The sequence below is a fragment of the Pseudomonas sp. UTLPPB19802 genome, from assembly GCF_059730225.1.
In genome coordinates, this window is sequence record NZ_AP048545.1 from 134568 (window position 1) to 148678 (window position 14111).

The window sequence follows — 14111 nt, forward strand, 5'->3', positions numbered from 1 at the left end:
GAGACTCCTATCAGGCGTTACCTGGCTCAGCGTCGCCCTGCTCGGATTCGGTTGCGCTAGGCAGGCGAATTGGACGAACCGGCACCACTGTCGAGATAGCGTGCTTGTAGACCATCTGGCTCACGGTGTTCTTCAGCAGAATCACGAACTGGTCGAACGATTCGATCGTGCCCTGCAGTTTGATCCCGTTGACGAGATAGATGGAAACCCCGACTTTCTCTTTACGCAAGGTGTTCAAGTAAGGGTCTTGTAGCGAATGCCCTTTTGACATGTGCCGCACTCCTTTAAGGATCAATAATAAAAAATGAGCAAACAAGTGACTTTGCCGCCTCCCCCCAAGGATAGACGGCATTTACAGGGACTCAGCTCAATATGGAGATGGTCCCGAGGTATTTCAAGGCGCGTGGCAGATTGTCGCAATCCAGGCTGTCCAGCCAGTGCAGATTCGCCCAACTGCGCAGCCAGGTAAACTGGCGCTTTGCCAACTGGCGAGTAGCGATGATTCCGCGCTCGCGCATTTCGACTGACGTCAGCTTGCCATCCAGGTGATCCCAGACTTGTCTGTAGCCTACAGCACGTATAGACGGCAACCCGACATGCAGGTCACTTCTATTACGCAAGGCTACGACCTCGTCAACGAATCCCTGTTCCAACATCTGTGTGAATCTTTGTTCAATCCGGTCATGCAACACCTGGCGATTCGCTGGAGCGATGGCCAGATTGGCGACAGTATAGGGTAATTGCGGGCGTCCCGAAGCGGCTGCGTCAGTACTTTGCGCAGATTGTCGCTGCCGATGGGCCGTCATGCTCAGGCCGCTGACCCGATACACCTCCAGCGCCCGGCTCAATCGCTGCGGGTCGTTGGGGTGAATACGCGCCGCCGACTCCGGATCGATGCTCGCCAACTGCTCGTGCAGGGCCTGCCAGCCAAGGCGTGCAGCCTCTTCCTCGATTTCGGCGCGAACCTGCGGATCAGCCGCCGGCATATCCGCAAGACCTTCGAGCAAAGCCTTGTAATAGAGCATTGTACCACCGACCAGCAGGGGGATTTTGCCCCGTGCGGTGATCTCGGCCATGGCCGCCAGGGCATCCTGGCGAAATTCGGCGGCGGAGTAGCTCTGGGCCGGGTCGAGAATGTCGATCAGCCGGTGCGGGAATTCCGCCAACAACGCCTTTGAAGGCTTGGCGGTACCAATGTCCATGTCCCGGTAAACCAGGGCAGAGTCGACACTGATCAGCTCGCAGGGCAGCACCTTGGTCAACTCAATGGCCAGGTCGGTCTTGCCGGCCGCCGTCGGGCCCATCAGGAAGATCGCTGGCGGAAGGGATTTCGAGGCTGTCATCAACGTCCGCGCAGGAAAAGTTTGTCCAGGTCATCAAGACCCAGTTGCGTCCAGGTCGGACGCCCATGGTTGCATTGGCCGCTGCGCTCGGTACTTTCCATATCCCGCAGCAGCCCGTTCATTTCCGGCACGGCCAGGCGCCGATTGGCGCGCACGGCGCCGTGACAGGCCATGGTCCCGAGCAGCTCGTTCAGGTGCGCCTGGATGCGATCGCTGGTGCCGTACTCCATCAGGTCCGCCAACACGTCCTGCACCAACCGATTGGCCTCGGCCTGCTTGAGCAGCGCCGGAATCTGCCGGATAGCAATGCTTTCCGGGCCCAGGCGCTGCAGTTCGAAGCCCAGGCGCTGGAACCAGCCCGCATGCTCCTCGGCACAGTCAGCCTCACGCTGACTGAGGGCCAACGACTCGGGCACCAGCAGCGGCTGGCCACTGAGGCCTTCGCTGGCCATGGCGACCTTGAGCCGCTCGTACATGATCCGCTCATGGGCGGCGTGCATATCCACCAGTACCAGGCCCTGGGCGTTCTCCGCGAGAATGTAGATGCCCTTGAGCTGCGCCAGGGCATAGCCCAGCGGCGGTACGTCGCCCTGGCCCTCGGGCAGCGCAGGTGCACCGGTTTCCGGCAGGGGGGCGAAAAATTCGCGGTAGACGCTTTGTGTCTCCGCCACCGGCGGCATCGGTGTCGATTGCGGGCGATACTGGTATTGGTACCCTGCCCCGGAGCCTGAGCCGGCTGCCGGCACGGAAGGCGAAAACGGCTGGGACTGGGGCTGCTCCAGCAGGTTGGCAGCGAGCCGCATCTCCCCCTGCGGGCCGAACTCACCGGCCTCGAGCCCCGTGGGGCGGACGATACCGGCTACCGCCGCTGGCGCGGCCAGCTGGTCCTCGGGACGCACATCCCCCAGGGCACGGTGCAGGGTGCCGTAGAGGAAATCGTGAACCATGCGCCCATCACGGAAACGCACTTCGTGCTTGGTCGGGTGCACATTGACATCTACCGCCGACGGATCGACTTCGAGGAACAGCACGAAGGTCGGATGCCGACCGTTGAACAGCACGTCACGATAGGCCTGGCGCACCGCGTGGGCCACCAGCTTGTCGCGTACCGCCCGACCGTTGACATAGAAATACTGCAGGTCGGCCTGGCTACGGGAAAAGGTCGGCAAGCCAACCCAGCCCCACAGGTGCAGGCCGTTGCGTTCGACCTCGATCGGCAGCGCCTGCTCGAGGAAACCCGAACCACACACCGCCGCTACGCGCCGGGCACGGGCCGCATCGTCATGGGCCTCGTGCAGGGCGAGAATACCCTTGCCATTGTGCCGCAGGTGGAAGGCAACATCGAAGCGGGCCAGCGCCAGGCGCTTGATCACTTCCTGCAGGTGGTCGAACTCGGTCTTCTCGGCCTTGAGGAACTTGCGCCGGGCCGGGGTGTTGAAAAACAGGTCGCGCACTTCCACCGATGTACCGACCGGATGGGCTGCCGGCTGGACCCGGGCCTCCATCTCACGCCCTTCGGTTTCCACCTGCCAGGCCTGGTCGGCGTCGCGGGTCCGCGAGGTCAGGGTCAGGCGCGCCACGGAACTGATGGACGCCAGGGCCTCGCCACGAAAGCCCAGGCTCATCACCTGTTCGAGGTCTTCCAGGTTGCGAATCTTGCTGGTGGCGTGACGCGCCAGGGCCAGGGGCAACTCTTCGGAGGAAATGCCGCTGCCATCGTCACGCACACGCAGCAGCTTGACGCCGGCCTGCTCGACATCCACATCGATACGCTTGGCGCCGGAGTCGAGGCTGTTTTCCAGCAGTTCCTTGATCACCGAAGCCGGGCGCTCGACCACCTCGCCCGCGGCGATCTGGTTCGCCAGGCGTGGGCTGAGCAGTTCGATCCGGGCACGTTCCTTCAGGGCTGACTCACTCATTGCTTGGCCGCCAGTTCGGTGCCGGGGATGGTCAGGGTCTGGCCGACCTTGAGCTCATCGCTGCTCAATTTGTTGACGCTGCGCAGGGTCGCCACCGACACCTGATAACGCACGGCAATCATCGCCAATGTCTCTCCCGGCGAAACGCGGTGGTCGCGCGGCCCCTGGGCGATCTTGCCGGAATCGCGCAGCCAGGCGATGTAGGTGCCCGGCGGCGGGTTCTGCTGGAAGAACTGGCGGATACCGCTACTGATCGACCGGGCCAACGCCTGCTGATGGCTGGTCGAGGCCAGCTTGGAGGCTTCGTTGGAGTTGGAGATGAACCCGGTTTCCACCAGGATCGACGGAATGTCCGGCGACTTGAGCACCATGAAGCCCGCCTGCTCGACGCGCTGCTTGTGCAGCGGGGTCACCCGACCGATGTTGCTCAAGACCTTCTGCCCGACGTTCAGACTGGAGGTCATGGAAGCGGTCATCGACAAGTCGAGCAATACACCGGCGAGCATCTTGTCCTTGTCGTCAAGGCTAACGTTGCCGGCACCACCAATCAGGTCAGAGCGGTTTTCACTGTCGGCCAGCCAGCGCGCGGTCTCGGAGGTTGCACCGCGGTCGGACAACGCGAACACCGAAGCACCGAACGCGGCCGCCGACGGCGCCGCATCGGCATGGATCGAAACGAATAGATCCGCGCCTTTCTTGCGGGCGATCTCGGTACGCCCACGCAACGGAATGAAGTAGTCGCCAGTCCGGGTCAGCTCGGCACGATAGCCTTTCTGGCCATTGACCTGGCGTTGCAGCTCACGGGCGATCGACAGCACCACGTCTTTCTCGTGCTGGCCACGGGAGCCGGATGCACCCGGGTCTTCCCCGCCGTGACCGGCATCGATCACGACGATGATGTCACGCTTGCCCGCCGGTGCCGGCGGCAGCTTGATCGCCGGTTCGGCTGGCGTCACCGGCACGGCTGGCAAGGTCGCCACGCTCGGTGTCGGGTTCGACGCTGGCGTCGGCGTCGGCGCAGCATCGGCCGGGTTGTCGAAGAGGTCGACCACCAGGCGATTGCCGTACTGCGCATTCGGCGCCAGGGTAAAACTCTTGGGGGTCACCGCTTTCTTCAGGTCGACCACGACCCGCAGATCGGTCGGCGTACGCTGGGCCGCGCGCACACTGGTAATCGGCGTGTTGGCTGTCGGCACGTTCAGCGGGCCGGCCAGGGTCGCGCCATTGATATCGATCACCAGGCGATCCGGCGCCGTCAACGTGAATACGCTGTGCTGGACCGCGCCAGACAGGTCGAACACCAGTCGCGTGTTATCCGGGGCTCGCCACAGTCGAACACTCTTGACCTGGGTCGCCGCCACGGCGTCCATGGCCAGTGTCGCAAGCAACAACCCTGCGACTGCAAGCACCGCGCGAATGCGCATACCAAACCCCATCTTCTATTTGAACTCCAACGCCAATGCGGCACACCAGGCATCGCCTCGTGGCCCCTGGGACAACAAACGCAGCGAACGCCCGCTACCCTGCGGGCTAATGGTAATGGTCAGGTCCGGCTTTGGCAAAAAGCCTGCCCCCTTGTCGGGCCACTCGATCAAACACAGGGCATCGCCTTCGAAATAGTCGCGAATCCCCAGGTATTCGAGCTCTTCGGGGTCGACCAAACGGTACAGGTCAAAATGATATGCGCGAACATCAGTCAATTCGTACGGTTCGACGAGAGTAAACGTCGGGCTCTTGACCGCTCCGCTGTGCCCCAGACCGCGAATGATGCCTCGCGACAGGGTGGTCTTGCCGGCCCCCAGGTCGCCTTCGAGGAAAATAACACCGACCCCGGCAGTGACCTCGGCGATCTTGCGGCCAAATGCCACCATCCTGTCTTCATCAGGCAGTTGAAGGGTTAGTTCAGACACGGCGATTGTTCCTCCAACAACTGGCGAATGGCTGGAATCAGATCACTGGCCGCCAGCCCACGGCCTTTTTCACCTTGCAGCTCACCGGCACGGGCATGCAGCCAGACGGCCAGGCAGGCCGCCTCGAAACCCGCCATGCCCTGGGCGCGCAATGCGCCGACCAGACCGGCGAGTACATCGCCCAGCCCAGCCGCGGCCATCGCCGGATGACCGCGTTCGCAGAGCGCCACCCGCCCATCCGGCGCCGCTATCAGGCTGCCGGCGCCCTTGAGCACACAGGATGCCTGGTATTTCGCCGCCAGTGCGCGCACCGCGCCAACCCGGTCGGCCTGTACCTGGGACGTCGACAACCCGAGCAACCGCGCCGCCTCCCCCGGATGCGGAGTGATGACACTGTCGGCCGGCAGGCATGCCTCACCATTGGCCAGCAGGTTCAGTGCATCGGCATCCCAGACCTGCGCGACCACGCGACTCGACGCAACCGACAGCAGGCTGCGACTCCAGGCGAATTGCCCGAGCCCCGGACCGACCACCAGCACGCTGGCCTGCTGGAGCGTTTCCATCAGTTGGTTGGCCGACTCGACGCCCAGCACCATCACCTCAGGCAGGCGGGCCAACGAAGCGGCGACATGTTCCGGGCGTGTTGCCAGGGAAACCAGCCCGGCGCCGCTGCGCAGGGCCGTCTCGGCGCTGAGCAGGATCGCGCCGCCAAAACGCCGGTCACCGCCGATCAGCAACACATGGCCGAATTGGCCCTTGTGGGCCTCCGGTTGACGTGCTGGAAGTCTCGGCAAGGTCGCGGGTGTCAGCAACTGAATATCGGGAAAAGGTGGTTTGGTCTGCGGCATGCGTCGTTCGGCTCTGATGTCTGGCAGAATTATACGCACCAAAGCCTAGGTTTCTCCTGTCTCATGTCTGTAAATAGCGTCGACCTTCCCGCCCTTGCCCTATCCATCAAGCAATGGGCTCGTGAACTGGGCTTCCAGCAGGCGGGTATCGCGGGCCTGGAGCTGGGCGAACACGAGCAGCACCTGCAGCGCTGGCTCGATGCCGGCTACCACGGTGACATGGACTACATGGGCGCCCACGGCAGCAAGCGTTCGCACCCGGACGAACTGGTGCCCGGCACGCTGCGGGTCGTGTCGTTGCGCATGGACTACCTGCCGGGCGATACGCAAATGGTCCAGCGCCTGGCAGAGCCGGAAAAAGCCTACGTATCGCGCTACGCCCTGGGGCGCGATTACCACAAGCTGATCCGCAAACGCCTGCAGCAGTTGGCCGAACGTATCCAGCAGGTCATCGGCCCCTTCGGCTACCGCGCCTTCGTCGACAGTGCCCCGGTGCTGGAGAAGGCCATTGCCGAGCAGGCCGGCCTGGGCTGGATCGGCAAGAACACTTTGGTGCTCAACCGCAAGGCCGGCAGCTACTTCTTTCTCGGCGAGCTGTTCGTCGACCTGCCGCTGCCCGTGGATGAGCCCCACGCCACCGAGCACTGCGGGCGCTGTTCGGCGTGCATGGACATCTGCCCCACGGCGGCATTCGTCGGCCCCTACGTGCTGGACGCGCGGCGCTGCATCTCCTACCTGACCATCGAACTGAAGACGGCTATCCCCGAGGAGCTGCGCCCGCTGATCGGCAATCGGGTGTTCGGCTGCGACGATTGCCAGGTGGTCTGCCCGTGGAACCGCTTTGCCCGCCCCACCGTCGAGGGCGACTTCCAGCCCCGCCACAGCCTCGATAACGCCGGCTTGGCGGAACTGTTCCGCTGGGACGAGGAAACGTTCCTGAAAAATACCGAGGGTTCGCCGCTACGCCGTGCCGGCTATGAGCGCTGGCTGCGCAACCTGGCGGTCGGCCTGGGCAATGCGCCGTCGACCATCGCGGTGCTCGAAGCCCTCAACAGCCGGCGGGACTATCCGTCGGAGCTGGTTCAGGAGCACGTACAATGGGCCCTGCGCCAGCATGCTGAACGGGCCTCACCCGGCCAGACGCCTCACTGCGCATCGTTGTAGATGAACTTGGGCATTTCCCAGTGAAAGCGAATCGCCAACAGACGTAGCAGGAAACCACCGAACAGCGTGATCAGAATCGCCTGCTCATTGGGCAGTTGCCAATAGGTGCAGCCCAGGAAACACCAGGCGGCGGCGAAGGAGACGCTGGCATAAAGCTCACGCCGGAACACCAGGGGGATGTCGTTGCAGAAGATATCCCGCAGCACCCCACCGAACACCCCGGTGATCACCCCGCTGACCGATGCCACCATCAGGCCCTGTCCCATCTCCAGGGCGGTCATGCAACCAATCAGGGTGAAGGCCACCAGGCCCAGGGCATCGAGAACCAGGAACAGCGAGCGCAAGTGACGCATCAACGGTGCGATGAACACCGTCACCAGCGCAGCAACCGAGGTCAACACCAGGTATTCCGGGTGCTTGACCCAGGTCAGCGGGTAATGCCCCAGCAATACATCGCGCACCGAACCACCGCCGAGGGCAGTAACACAGGCGATCAGCACCACGCCAAACCAGTCCATGCCACGCCGCCCCGCCGACAGCGCACCCGTCATGGCTTCAGCGGTAATGGCGACGAGGTAGAGCATCAGCAGCATGATGGCGGTCCGGGCAGGAGAAGGCGCGCAGTCTACTCATTTGGGCTGCGCACCAAAAGAGCGCAGCCGTGCCACAGCCGATCAGAACTTGATGAAGTGCTTGCGGTAGTGTTGCAGCTCGGCGATGGATTCGCGGATATCGTCCAGTGCCAGGTGCGTACTGCCCTTCTGGAAGCTGTCGCGGACTTCCGGCGCCCAGCGTGCCGCCAACTCCTTCAGGGTGGAGACATCCAGGTTGCGATAATGGAAATAACGCTCCAGGGATTTCATGTGACGAGCGAGGAAACGACGATCCTGGCAGATGCTGTTGCCACAGATCGGCGACTTGCCCTTGGGCACCCATTGTTCCAGGAAGGCGATGGTCTGGGCCTCGGCCTCGGCCATGCTGATGCGGCTGTCGCGTACACGCTGGGTCAGGCCCGAACCGCCATGTTGGCGAGTGTTCCACTCATCCATGCCGGCCAGGATTTCGTCGCTCTGGTGGATAGCGATCACCGGACCTTCGGCCAGGGTATTGAGGTCGCTGTCGGTGACGATGGTGGCCATTTCGATGATCACATCGGTATCCGGGTCGAGCCCGGTCATCTCCAGGTCGATCCAGATAAGGTTCTGTGGATTTTGCATAGCTTGACTCCTCGGCGTAGCGGCACAGTTTAGCGCAGGCTGCGCTTGCCGGGCGTGCTAAACTCGCGACCGCTTGACCCTCCCGACGATTCGACGACACGGAACACCCATGGCCAAACGCCAGCTCAACCGCCGCCAGAACTGGCGCATCGAAAAGATCCAGGGCGAACGCGCAGCACGCGCCGCCAAACGCGAATCACAGGCCGTGGAAGCACTGGAGGGTGGCGACCTGGGGCCTGAACAGACGGGCCTGGTGATCGCGCACTTCGGTGTGCAGGTCGAGGTCGAGGCCCTGGAGGGAGAACTCAAGGGCCAGGTATTCCGCTGCCACCTGCGGGCCAACCTGCCGGCACTGGTGACCGGCGACCAGGTGGTCTGGCGTGCCGGCAACCAGGGCATTGGCGTGATCGTCGCGCAACTGCCACGGACCACCGAACTCAAGCGCCCCGATAGCCGCGGCCAACTCAAGCCGGTGGCCGCCAACGTCGACATGATCGTGATCGTCTTCGCCCCGTTGCCCGAACCCCATGCCAACCTGATCGACCGCTACCTGGTGGCCGCCGAACACGCTGGCATCCGGCCGCTGCTGCTGCTGAACAAGTTCGACCTGATCGACGAGCACAACGCCCCGGCCCTGAACGCACTGCTGGCGGTCTACCGACAACTGGGCTATCCGCTGCTGGAAGTATCGGCCCATCACGGCAACGGCATGGAGCAGTTGCAGCAGCAACTGGACGGACGCATCAGCGTCTTCGTCGGCCAGTCCGGCGTCGGCAAATCCTCGCTGGTCAACAGCCTGCTGCCGGAAGTGGGAACCCGCGTCGGCCCGCTCTCCGAGCTCTCCGGCCAGGGGACCCACACCACCACCACGGCGCGCCTGTTCCACTTCCCGGGCGGTGGTGAACTGATCGACTCCCCGGGCATTCGCGAATTCGGCCTGGGTCATGTCAGCCGCGCCGATGTCGAGGCCGGCTTCATCGAATTCACCGACCTGCTCGGCACCTGCCGCTTCCGCGACTGCAAGCATGACCGCGAACCCGGCTGTGCACTGCTCAAGGCCCTGGAAGAGGGGCGCATCCAGCAGCAGCGGATGAACAGCTACCGCTCGATCATCGCCAGCCTGCCGCAAGACAGTTACTGAAATGACAGAAACGAAAAGGCCGCGATAATCGCGGCCTTTTCGCTCGGTTCAGGAACCGGTTCTGGGCTTGCCCGTCTCGTCCATCTTCAACACGCCGTCCTCGAAGATGTTCAAGCGTTGCCGAACCTCGTGGGCCGGCAGCGGCTGCTTGTCCGCCGGCAGCGCATTCGGATCGGCTGGCGCGGCGCTCGAAGCACCAGGCGCACCCGGGGTCGCCGGTGCGTTGGCATCCGGTTTGGCCTCATCCGCGCCCTGCTCGCCCTCGATGGCCTTCTGGGCCTTCTTGGTCAGCACCACGATATCGATGCGACGGTTGACCGGGTTGAATGGATCGGCCTTGTCGAACAGCGCCGACGAGGCATAACCCACCACCCGCGCCACCTGCGAATCCGGATAACTGCCTGCCACCAGCGCCCGACGTGCGGCGTTGGCACGGTTGGCCGACAGTTCCCAGTTGCCGAAATCGCCGGTGCCCGAATACGGCTTGGCATCGGTATGGCCGCTGATACTGACCTTGTTCGGCACCGCCTTGATGGTGTCGGCCATCGCCAGCAGGATGTCCTCGAAGTAGGGTTTCAGGCGCGCGCTGCCAGAGTCGAACATTGGCCGGTTTTCCGCGTCCATGATCTGGATGCGCAAGCCGTCCGGAGTGATCTCGAACAGGATCTGGTCCTTGAACTTCTGCAGTTGCGGGCTTTCGTCGACCTTGTTCTGCAATTCCTGCAGCAACAACTCCAGGCGCTCCTTCTCGACCTGTTCGGCCATGCCCTCGACCTGGTCGGTGTCGACAGTGACCTTGTCAGGCTGCGGCTGCGACTTCACTTCCGGGTTGAGCGTCTTGTCCGGCGCCAGCGTCGGCGAGCCGCCGAGATCGATGATGTAGGGCGTGCCGCTCTCGGAGAAACCGATCGGGTCCTTGAAGTAGCCGGCGATGGCGATCTTCTGTTCCGGGGTTGCAGTGGATAACAGCCACAACACCAGGAAGAACGCCATCATCGCCGTCGCGAAGTCGGCGAAGGCGATTTTCCAGGCACCGCCATGGTGCCCGCCGCCAAAGCGCTTGACGCGCTTGATGATGATCGGCTGATTATTTTCCATGACTCAGCGACCGCGAACCGCTTGTTCCAGCTCGGCGAAGCTCGGCCGATGCTTCGGATAGAGAACCTTGCGCCCGAACTCCACCGCCAGCGATGGCGGCATGCCGGAAGCCGAGGCCACCAGGGAGGCCTTGATCGCCTCGTAGACGTTCAGCTCTTCCTTGGCATCATGGGCCAGGGATTGTGCCAGCGGGCCGAAAAAGCCGTAGGCCGCGAGAATACCGAAGAAGGTACCTACCAGTGCCGCACCTACGTGCATGCCGATGGCCTTCTGGTCGCCATCGCCCAGGGATGCCATGGTCACCACGATACCCAGTACCGCCGCGACGATACCGAAGCCGGGCATACCGTCGGCAATGCCGGTGACCGCATGGGACGGATGCTCGAGCTCTTCCTTCATGCTCAACAGTTCCATGTCGAACAGGCCTTCCAGCTCGTGGGGAGCCATGTTGCCCGAGGACATGATGCGCAGGTAGTCGCAGACGAATGCGGTCATGCGCTCGTCCTTGAGTACCGCAGGGTACTTGGCGAAGATCGGGCTGGCCGCGGCATCCTCGATATCACCCTCGATCGCCATCATGCCTTCGCGGCGGCTCTTGTTGAGAATTTCGTAGATCAGGCCGAGCACTTCCATATAGAAGGCGTGGCTGAAGCGCGAACCGAACATGCCCAAGGATTTCTTGAACACGTGCATGGTCATGTAGCCGGGGTTCGATTGCAGGAAAGCGCCCAGGGCCGCACCACCGATGATCATCACCTCGAAAGGCTGGATAAGGGCGGCAATCTTGCCGTGGGAGAGCACGTACCCGCCGAGGACGCTCGCGAATACGACAATGATGCCGATGATTTTAGCCATAGAATGAGAGTACTTGTTGAGTCGGGTTCAAGGTCATATTCGGAAGTTAGTAAATCTCTTCTTCTACTTATCGGCAAAACTGCGCCAGACTATAGCCAGTTCAGGCGAAAAGCCAGAAAACCGGCAGCGCATGGCCTGCGCAGCAGTGCCGCCAGAGGCCCAACCGGGCGCACCAACGGTGATGATCACGCTTAATCATGACGAATGAAACGGCTGTGTCCAGTGCAAGACCAAAAACCCTGCAAGGCTGGACCAAGCTGCTGCAGGCTGTGCGCCTGCCCGTCCCGCAGGACAGTCACGACCGCGTCTGCCGAGCCATCCGCGACAGCCGCAGCTCGCTGCGCGATATTGCCGAACTCATGCAGGATAGCCCGGCCCTGGCATTGAGCGTGATCTGCGAGGCCAACCATCACACCCACGGCAGCATGGCCGAGGCGGCCGAAAATCTCGAGATCGCGATCAATCGCCTCGGCCTCAAGCGCACCGAGGAACTGCTCGAGCGCCTGCCGGCAAGGCTGCCGGAAGATATCCCGATTGCCCTGCGACAACTGCAACTGATCAGCCAGCATGCCAGCCAACAGGCCAGCGGCCTGTTCGCCGCACGTCTGGCCAGGCTCTGGCAGGACATCCACTGGGGCAGCCTGCTGTTCCTCGCACCGCTCTGGCCATTGGCCCTGACCCACCCCAAGCTGCTCCAGGCCTGGGAACTGCGCGTAGTGCACAAGCACGAGCCGGCTGCCAAGGTCGAACGGGAGCTGTTCGGCGTCCGCCTGCTGGAGCTGTGCCAGGCCATGGCCGAGCTCTGGCGCCTGCCGGTATGGGTGACCCAGGGTTATCAATTGCTCTTGAACGAACGCAAGACCCTCGTCCAGGCCCTGCATATCGCCCGCGACAGCGACAACCCCCTGCACCAGCAACAGCAACTGGATGCCGACCCGGAACTGCGGCGCTGGCTGAACCAGCCGGCCAATACCGTATTGCTTGCCAACGGCCTGGCCCTGGCGGCGCAACAAGCCTGGGACAGCCCGCATTGCCTGCGCTGGCAGTACCTGTCGAGCCTGTATCTGCAGCAGTCGATGAGCGAGGTGCAGCAGCAGGTCCACCAACAGGCAGCCCAGAGCGCCAACCAGCACGCGATGCAAGACCTGTGGCACCCGGCCGAAGCACTGATCTGGCCCTGGCATGTCCGCCGCGTGCACGCCGACCTGCAACCGGCCGCCGCCCCCACTGCCGAGGCAATGGGCCTGTGGCGCAAGCACTGCGCGCAATTGTTGGCCGAACCCAGTCCGTTCACCAACGCCATGCACCTGACCACCGTGGCCCGCGACGCGCTGGCGGCCTGTGGCCTGCGCCGGGTGATGATCCTGATGACCGACCGCAGCCGCACTGCCCTGCGGGTGCACCAGACTGCCGGCCTGCCGCCAGAGGCACACAACCTTACCCTGCAGGTGGCCCAGAGCACTTTGCTGCAACGCCTGATGAGCCAGCCAGCGCAGGTACGCCTGTCACCGGAAAACGCCCCGCAGTTCCAGGCCTTGTTGCCCAACAGCCTGCGGGCGCAATTCCTGCCCGCCGAGCACCTGCTGCTGCGCTCGCTGAGCAACAACGGCCGGGTGGTGATGGTGGTGCTGGCCGACCAGGAGGGCTCACCGTTCTCGGAGATCACCGTGCAGGCCTTCGGCAAAACCGTGCAATGCATCGAAAAGGCCCTGCACGCCTTTACCAACCGCAGCACCTGAAGCTTGCGCTACAATCCTCCCCTTTGCGTCCAGGAGACTCCACATGCCTGACTTCTCTGGCTTGCCATTGGTGATCGAGCCCAGCGACCTGCTGCCGCGCCTCGACACCCCCGGGCTGATCCTGGTGGACCTGACCAGCAGCGCCCGCTATGGCGCAGGACATATACCCGGCGCCCGCTTCGTCGACCCCAAGCGCACCCAGTTTGGCCAGCCGCCAGCGCCGGGGCTGATGCCTTCGAAGGAGGCGCTCGAAGCGCTGTTCGGCGAACTGGGCCACAACCCGGATGCGGTCTACGTGGTCTACGACGACGAGGGCGGCGGCTGGGCCGGACGCTTCATCTGGCTGCTGGACGTCATTGGCCATGGCCGCTATCACTACCTCGACGGCGGCCTGTTGGCGTGGCTGGACGAAGGCCTGGCGGTGTCCGAGGACATCCCGGCGCCAGCCGGTGGCCCAGTCGCGCTGACCCTGCACGAAGCGCCGACCGCCACTCGCGACTACCTGCAGTCGCGCCTGGGCGCGCCCGACCTGGCGATCTGGGACGCTCGCGGTCCTCTGGAGTACTCCGGCGAGAAGGTCCTGGCAGCCAAGGGCGGACACATCCCCGGCGCCGTCAACTTCGAATGGACCGCCGGCATGGACAAGGCACGCAGCCTGCGCATTCGCAAGGATATGCCAGCGATCCTCGACGAACTGGGCATCACTCCAGACAAGGAAGTGATCACCCATTGCCAGACCCACCACCGCTCCGGCTTCACCTATCTGGTAGCCAAGGCGCTCGGTTATCCGCGCGTCAAGGGCTACGCCGGCTCCTGGGGCGAATGGGGCAACCACCCCGACACCCCTGTAGAGATTTGAGATTCACAAGGACCCTTG

At 63.3% G+C, this 14111-nt stretch carries 14 protein-coding genes; 4 read left to right on the forward strand and 10 right to left on the reverse strand.

What is annotated here, in order from left to right:
• Positions 1 to 10 precede the first annotated feature (10 nt).
• The 6 genes from hfq to AC6I6U_RS00635 form a co-directional block, all read right to left on the reverse strand.
• Positions 11 to 271: an RNA chaperone Hfq gene (gene hfq, locus AC6I6U_RS00610; protein WP_010221594.1), complete on the reverse strand. Its 261-nt coding sequence runs from the start codon at positions 269 to 271 to the stop codon at positions 11 to 13.
• 91 nt (positions 272 to 362) lie between these two features.
• Positions 363 to 1343: a tRNA (adenosine(37)-N6)-dimethylallyltransferase MiaA gene (miaA, locus tag AC6I6U_RS00615; protein ID WP_497880163.1), complete on the reverse strand. Its 981-nt coding sequence runs from the start codon at positions 1341 to 1343 to the stop codon at positions 363 to 365.
• Positions 1343 to 3247, reverse strand: a complete 1905-nt coding sequence (mutL, locus tag AC6I6U_RS00620; protein WP_497883158.1) for a DNA mismatch repair endonuclease MutL — start codon at positions 3245 to 3247, stop codon at positions 1343 to 1345. The genes miaA and mutL overlap by 1 nt, the downstream gene beginning before the upstream one ends.
• 11 nt (positions 3248 to 3258) lie before the next feature.
• Positions 3259 to 4698: an N-acetylmuramoyl-L-alanine amidase gene (locus tag AC6I6U_RS00625; RefSeq protein ID WP_497880164.1), complete on the reverse strand. Its 1440-nt coding sequence runs from the start codon at positions 4696 to 4698 to the stop codon at positions 3259 to 3261.
• A gap of 3 nt (positions 4699 to 4701) precedes the next feature.
• On the reverse strand, positions 4702 to 5172 hold the full coding sequence (gene tsaE / locus AC6I6U_RS00630; protein ID WP_497880165.1) for a tRNA (adenosine(37)-N6)-threonylcarbamoyltransferase complex ATPase subunit type 1 TsaE: 471 nt from the start codon (positions 5170 to 5172) through the stop codon (positions 4702 to 4704).
• Positions 5160 to 6020, reverse strand: a complete 861-nt coding sequence (locus AC6I6U_RS00635) for an NAD(P)H-hydrate dehydratase (RefSeq protein ID WP_497880166.1) — start codon at positions 6018 to 6020, stop codon at positions 5160 to 5162. Before AC6I6U_RS00635 ends, tsaE begins: the two co-directional genes overlap by 13 nt.
• A gap of 63 nt (positions 6021 to 6083) precedes the next feature.
• Here AC6I6U_RS00635 and queG point away from each other — a divergent pair, with 63 nt between their 5' ends.
• Complete coding sequence (gene queG / locus AC6I6U_RS00640; RefSeq protein ID WP_497880167.1) at positions 6084 to 7184, forward strand: tRNA epoxyqueuosine(34) reductase QueG; 1101 nt, start codon at positions 6084 to 6086, stop codon at positions 7182 to 7184.
• On the opposite strand, the gene AC6I6U_RS00645 is transcribed toward queG, so the two are convergent.
• The gene (locus tag AC6I6U_RS00645; RefSeq protein WP_497883159.1) at positions 7166 to 7780 is read right to left on the reverse strand and encodes a trimeric intracellular cation channel family protein; all 615 of its coding nucleotides are present in this window, start codon (positions 7778 to 7780) and stop codon (positions 7166 to 7168) included. The genes queG and AC6I6U_RS00645 overlap by 19 nt on opposite strands.
• A 78-nt stretch (positions 7781 to 7858) precedes the next feature.
• Positions 7859 to 8401 carry an oligoribonuclease gene (gene orn / locus AC6I6U_RS00650; protein WP_497880168.1) on the reverse strand — a complete coding sequence of 181 codons (543 nt, stop codon included), beginning with the start codon at positions 8399 to 8401 and terminating at the stop codon, positions 7859 to 7861.
• Between the two features lie 109 nt (positions 8402 to 8510).
• Here orn and rsgA point away from each other — a divergent pair, with 109 nt between their 5' ends.
• Positions 8511 to 9542: a small ribosomal subunit biogenesis GTPase RsgA gene (gene rsgA, locus AC6I6U_RS00655; protein WP_497880169.1), complete on the forward strand. Its 1032-nt coding sequence runs from the start codon at positions 8511 to 8513 to the stop codon at positions 9540 to 9542.
• A gap of 48 nt (positions 9543 to 9590) precedes the next feature.
• On the opposite strand, the gene motB is transcribed toward rsgA, so the two are convergent.
• Both motB and motA read right to left on the reverse strand, forming a co-directional pair.
• Positions 9591 to 10640, reverse strand: coding sequence for a flagellar motor protein MotB (gene motB / locus AC6I6U_RS00660; RefSeq protein ID WP_497880170.1), 1050 nt, complete (start codon positions 10638 to 10640; stop codon positions 9591 to 9593).
• 3 nt (positions 10641 to 10643) lie between these two features.
• On the reverse strand, positions 10644 to 11495 hold the full coding sequence (gene motA, locus AC6I6U_RS00665; protein WP_497880171.1) for a flagellar motor stator protein MotA: 852 nt from the start codon (positions 11493 to 11495) through the stop codon (positions 10644 to 10646).
• 197 nt (positions 11496 to 11692) lie between these two features.
• Between motA and AC6I6U_RS00670 the strand changes: the two genes are divergently transcribed.
• Both AC6I6U_RS00670 and AC6I6U_RS00675 read left to right on the forward strand, forming a co-directional pair.
• On the forward strand, positions 11693 to 13234 hold the full coding sequence (locus AC6I6U_RS00670; RefSeq protein ID WP_497880172.1) for an HDOD domain-containing protein: 1542 nt from the start codon (positions 11693 to 11695) through the stop codon (positions 13232 to 13234).
• A gap of 43 nt (positions 13235 to 13277) precedes the next feature.
• Entirely contained in the window at positions 13278 to 14093 is an 816-nt protein-coding gene (locus AC6I6U_RS00675) for a rhodanese-like domain-containing protein (RefSeq protein WP_497880173.1), read from the forward strand.
• Positions 14094 to 14111: the final 18 nt, after the last annotated feature.

What these genes read in the sequence shown, in the direction of transcription:
- hfq (WP_010221594.1), bottom strand. Translation starts at nt 271, where the DNA reads ATGTCAAAAGGGCATTCGCTACAAGACCCTTACTTGAACACCTTGCGT.
- miaA (WP_497880163.1), bottom strand. Translation starts at nt 1,343, where the DNA reads ATGACAGCCTCGAAATCCCTTCCGCCAGCGATCTTCCTGATGGGCCCG.
- AC6I6U_RS00625 (WP_497880164.1), bottom strand. Translation starts at nt 4,698, where the DNA reads ATGGGGTTTGGTATGCGCATTCGCGCGGTGCTTGCAGTCGCAGGGTTG.
- AC6I6U_RS00635 (WP_497880166.1), bottom strand. Translation starts at nt 6,020, where the DNA reads ATGCCGCAGACCAAACCACCTTTTCCCGATATTCAGTTGCTGACACCC.
- queG (WP_497880167.1), top strand. Translation starts at nt 6,084, where the DNA reads ATGTCTGTAAATAGCGTCGACCTTCCCGCCCTTGCCCTATCCATCAAG.
- orn (WP_497880168.1), bottom strand. Translation starts at nt 8,401, where the DNA reads ATGCAAAATCCACAGAACCTTATCTGGATCGACCTGGAGATGACCGGG.
- rsgA (WP_497880169.1), top strand. Translation starts at nt 8,511, where the DNA reads ATGGCCAAACGCCAGCTCAACCGCCGCCAGAACTGGCGCATCGAAAAG.
- motB (WP_497880170.1), bottom strand. Translation starts at nt 10,640, where the DNA reads ATGGAAAATAATCAGCCGATCATCATCAAGCGCGTCAAGCGCTTTGGC.
- motA (WP_497880171.1), bottom strand. Translation starts at nt 11,495, where the DNA reads ATGGCTAAAATCATCGGCATCATTGTCGTATTCGCGAGCGTCCTCGGC.
- AC6I6U_RS00670 (WP_497880172.1), top strand. Translation starts at nt 11,693, where the DNA reads ATGACGAATGAAACGGCTGTGTCCAGTGCAAGACCAAAAACCCTGCAA.
- AC6I6U_RS00675 (WP_497880173.1), top strand. Translation starts at nt 13,278, where the DNA reads ATGCCTGACTTCTCTGGCTTGCCATTGGTGATCGAGCCCAGCGACCTG.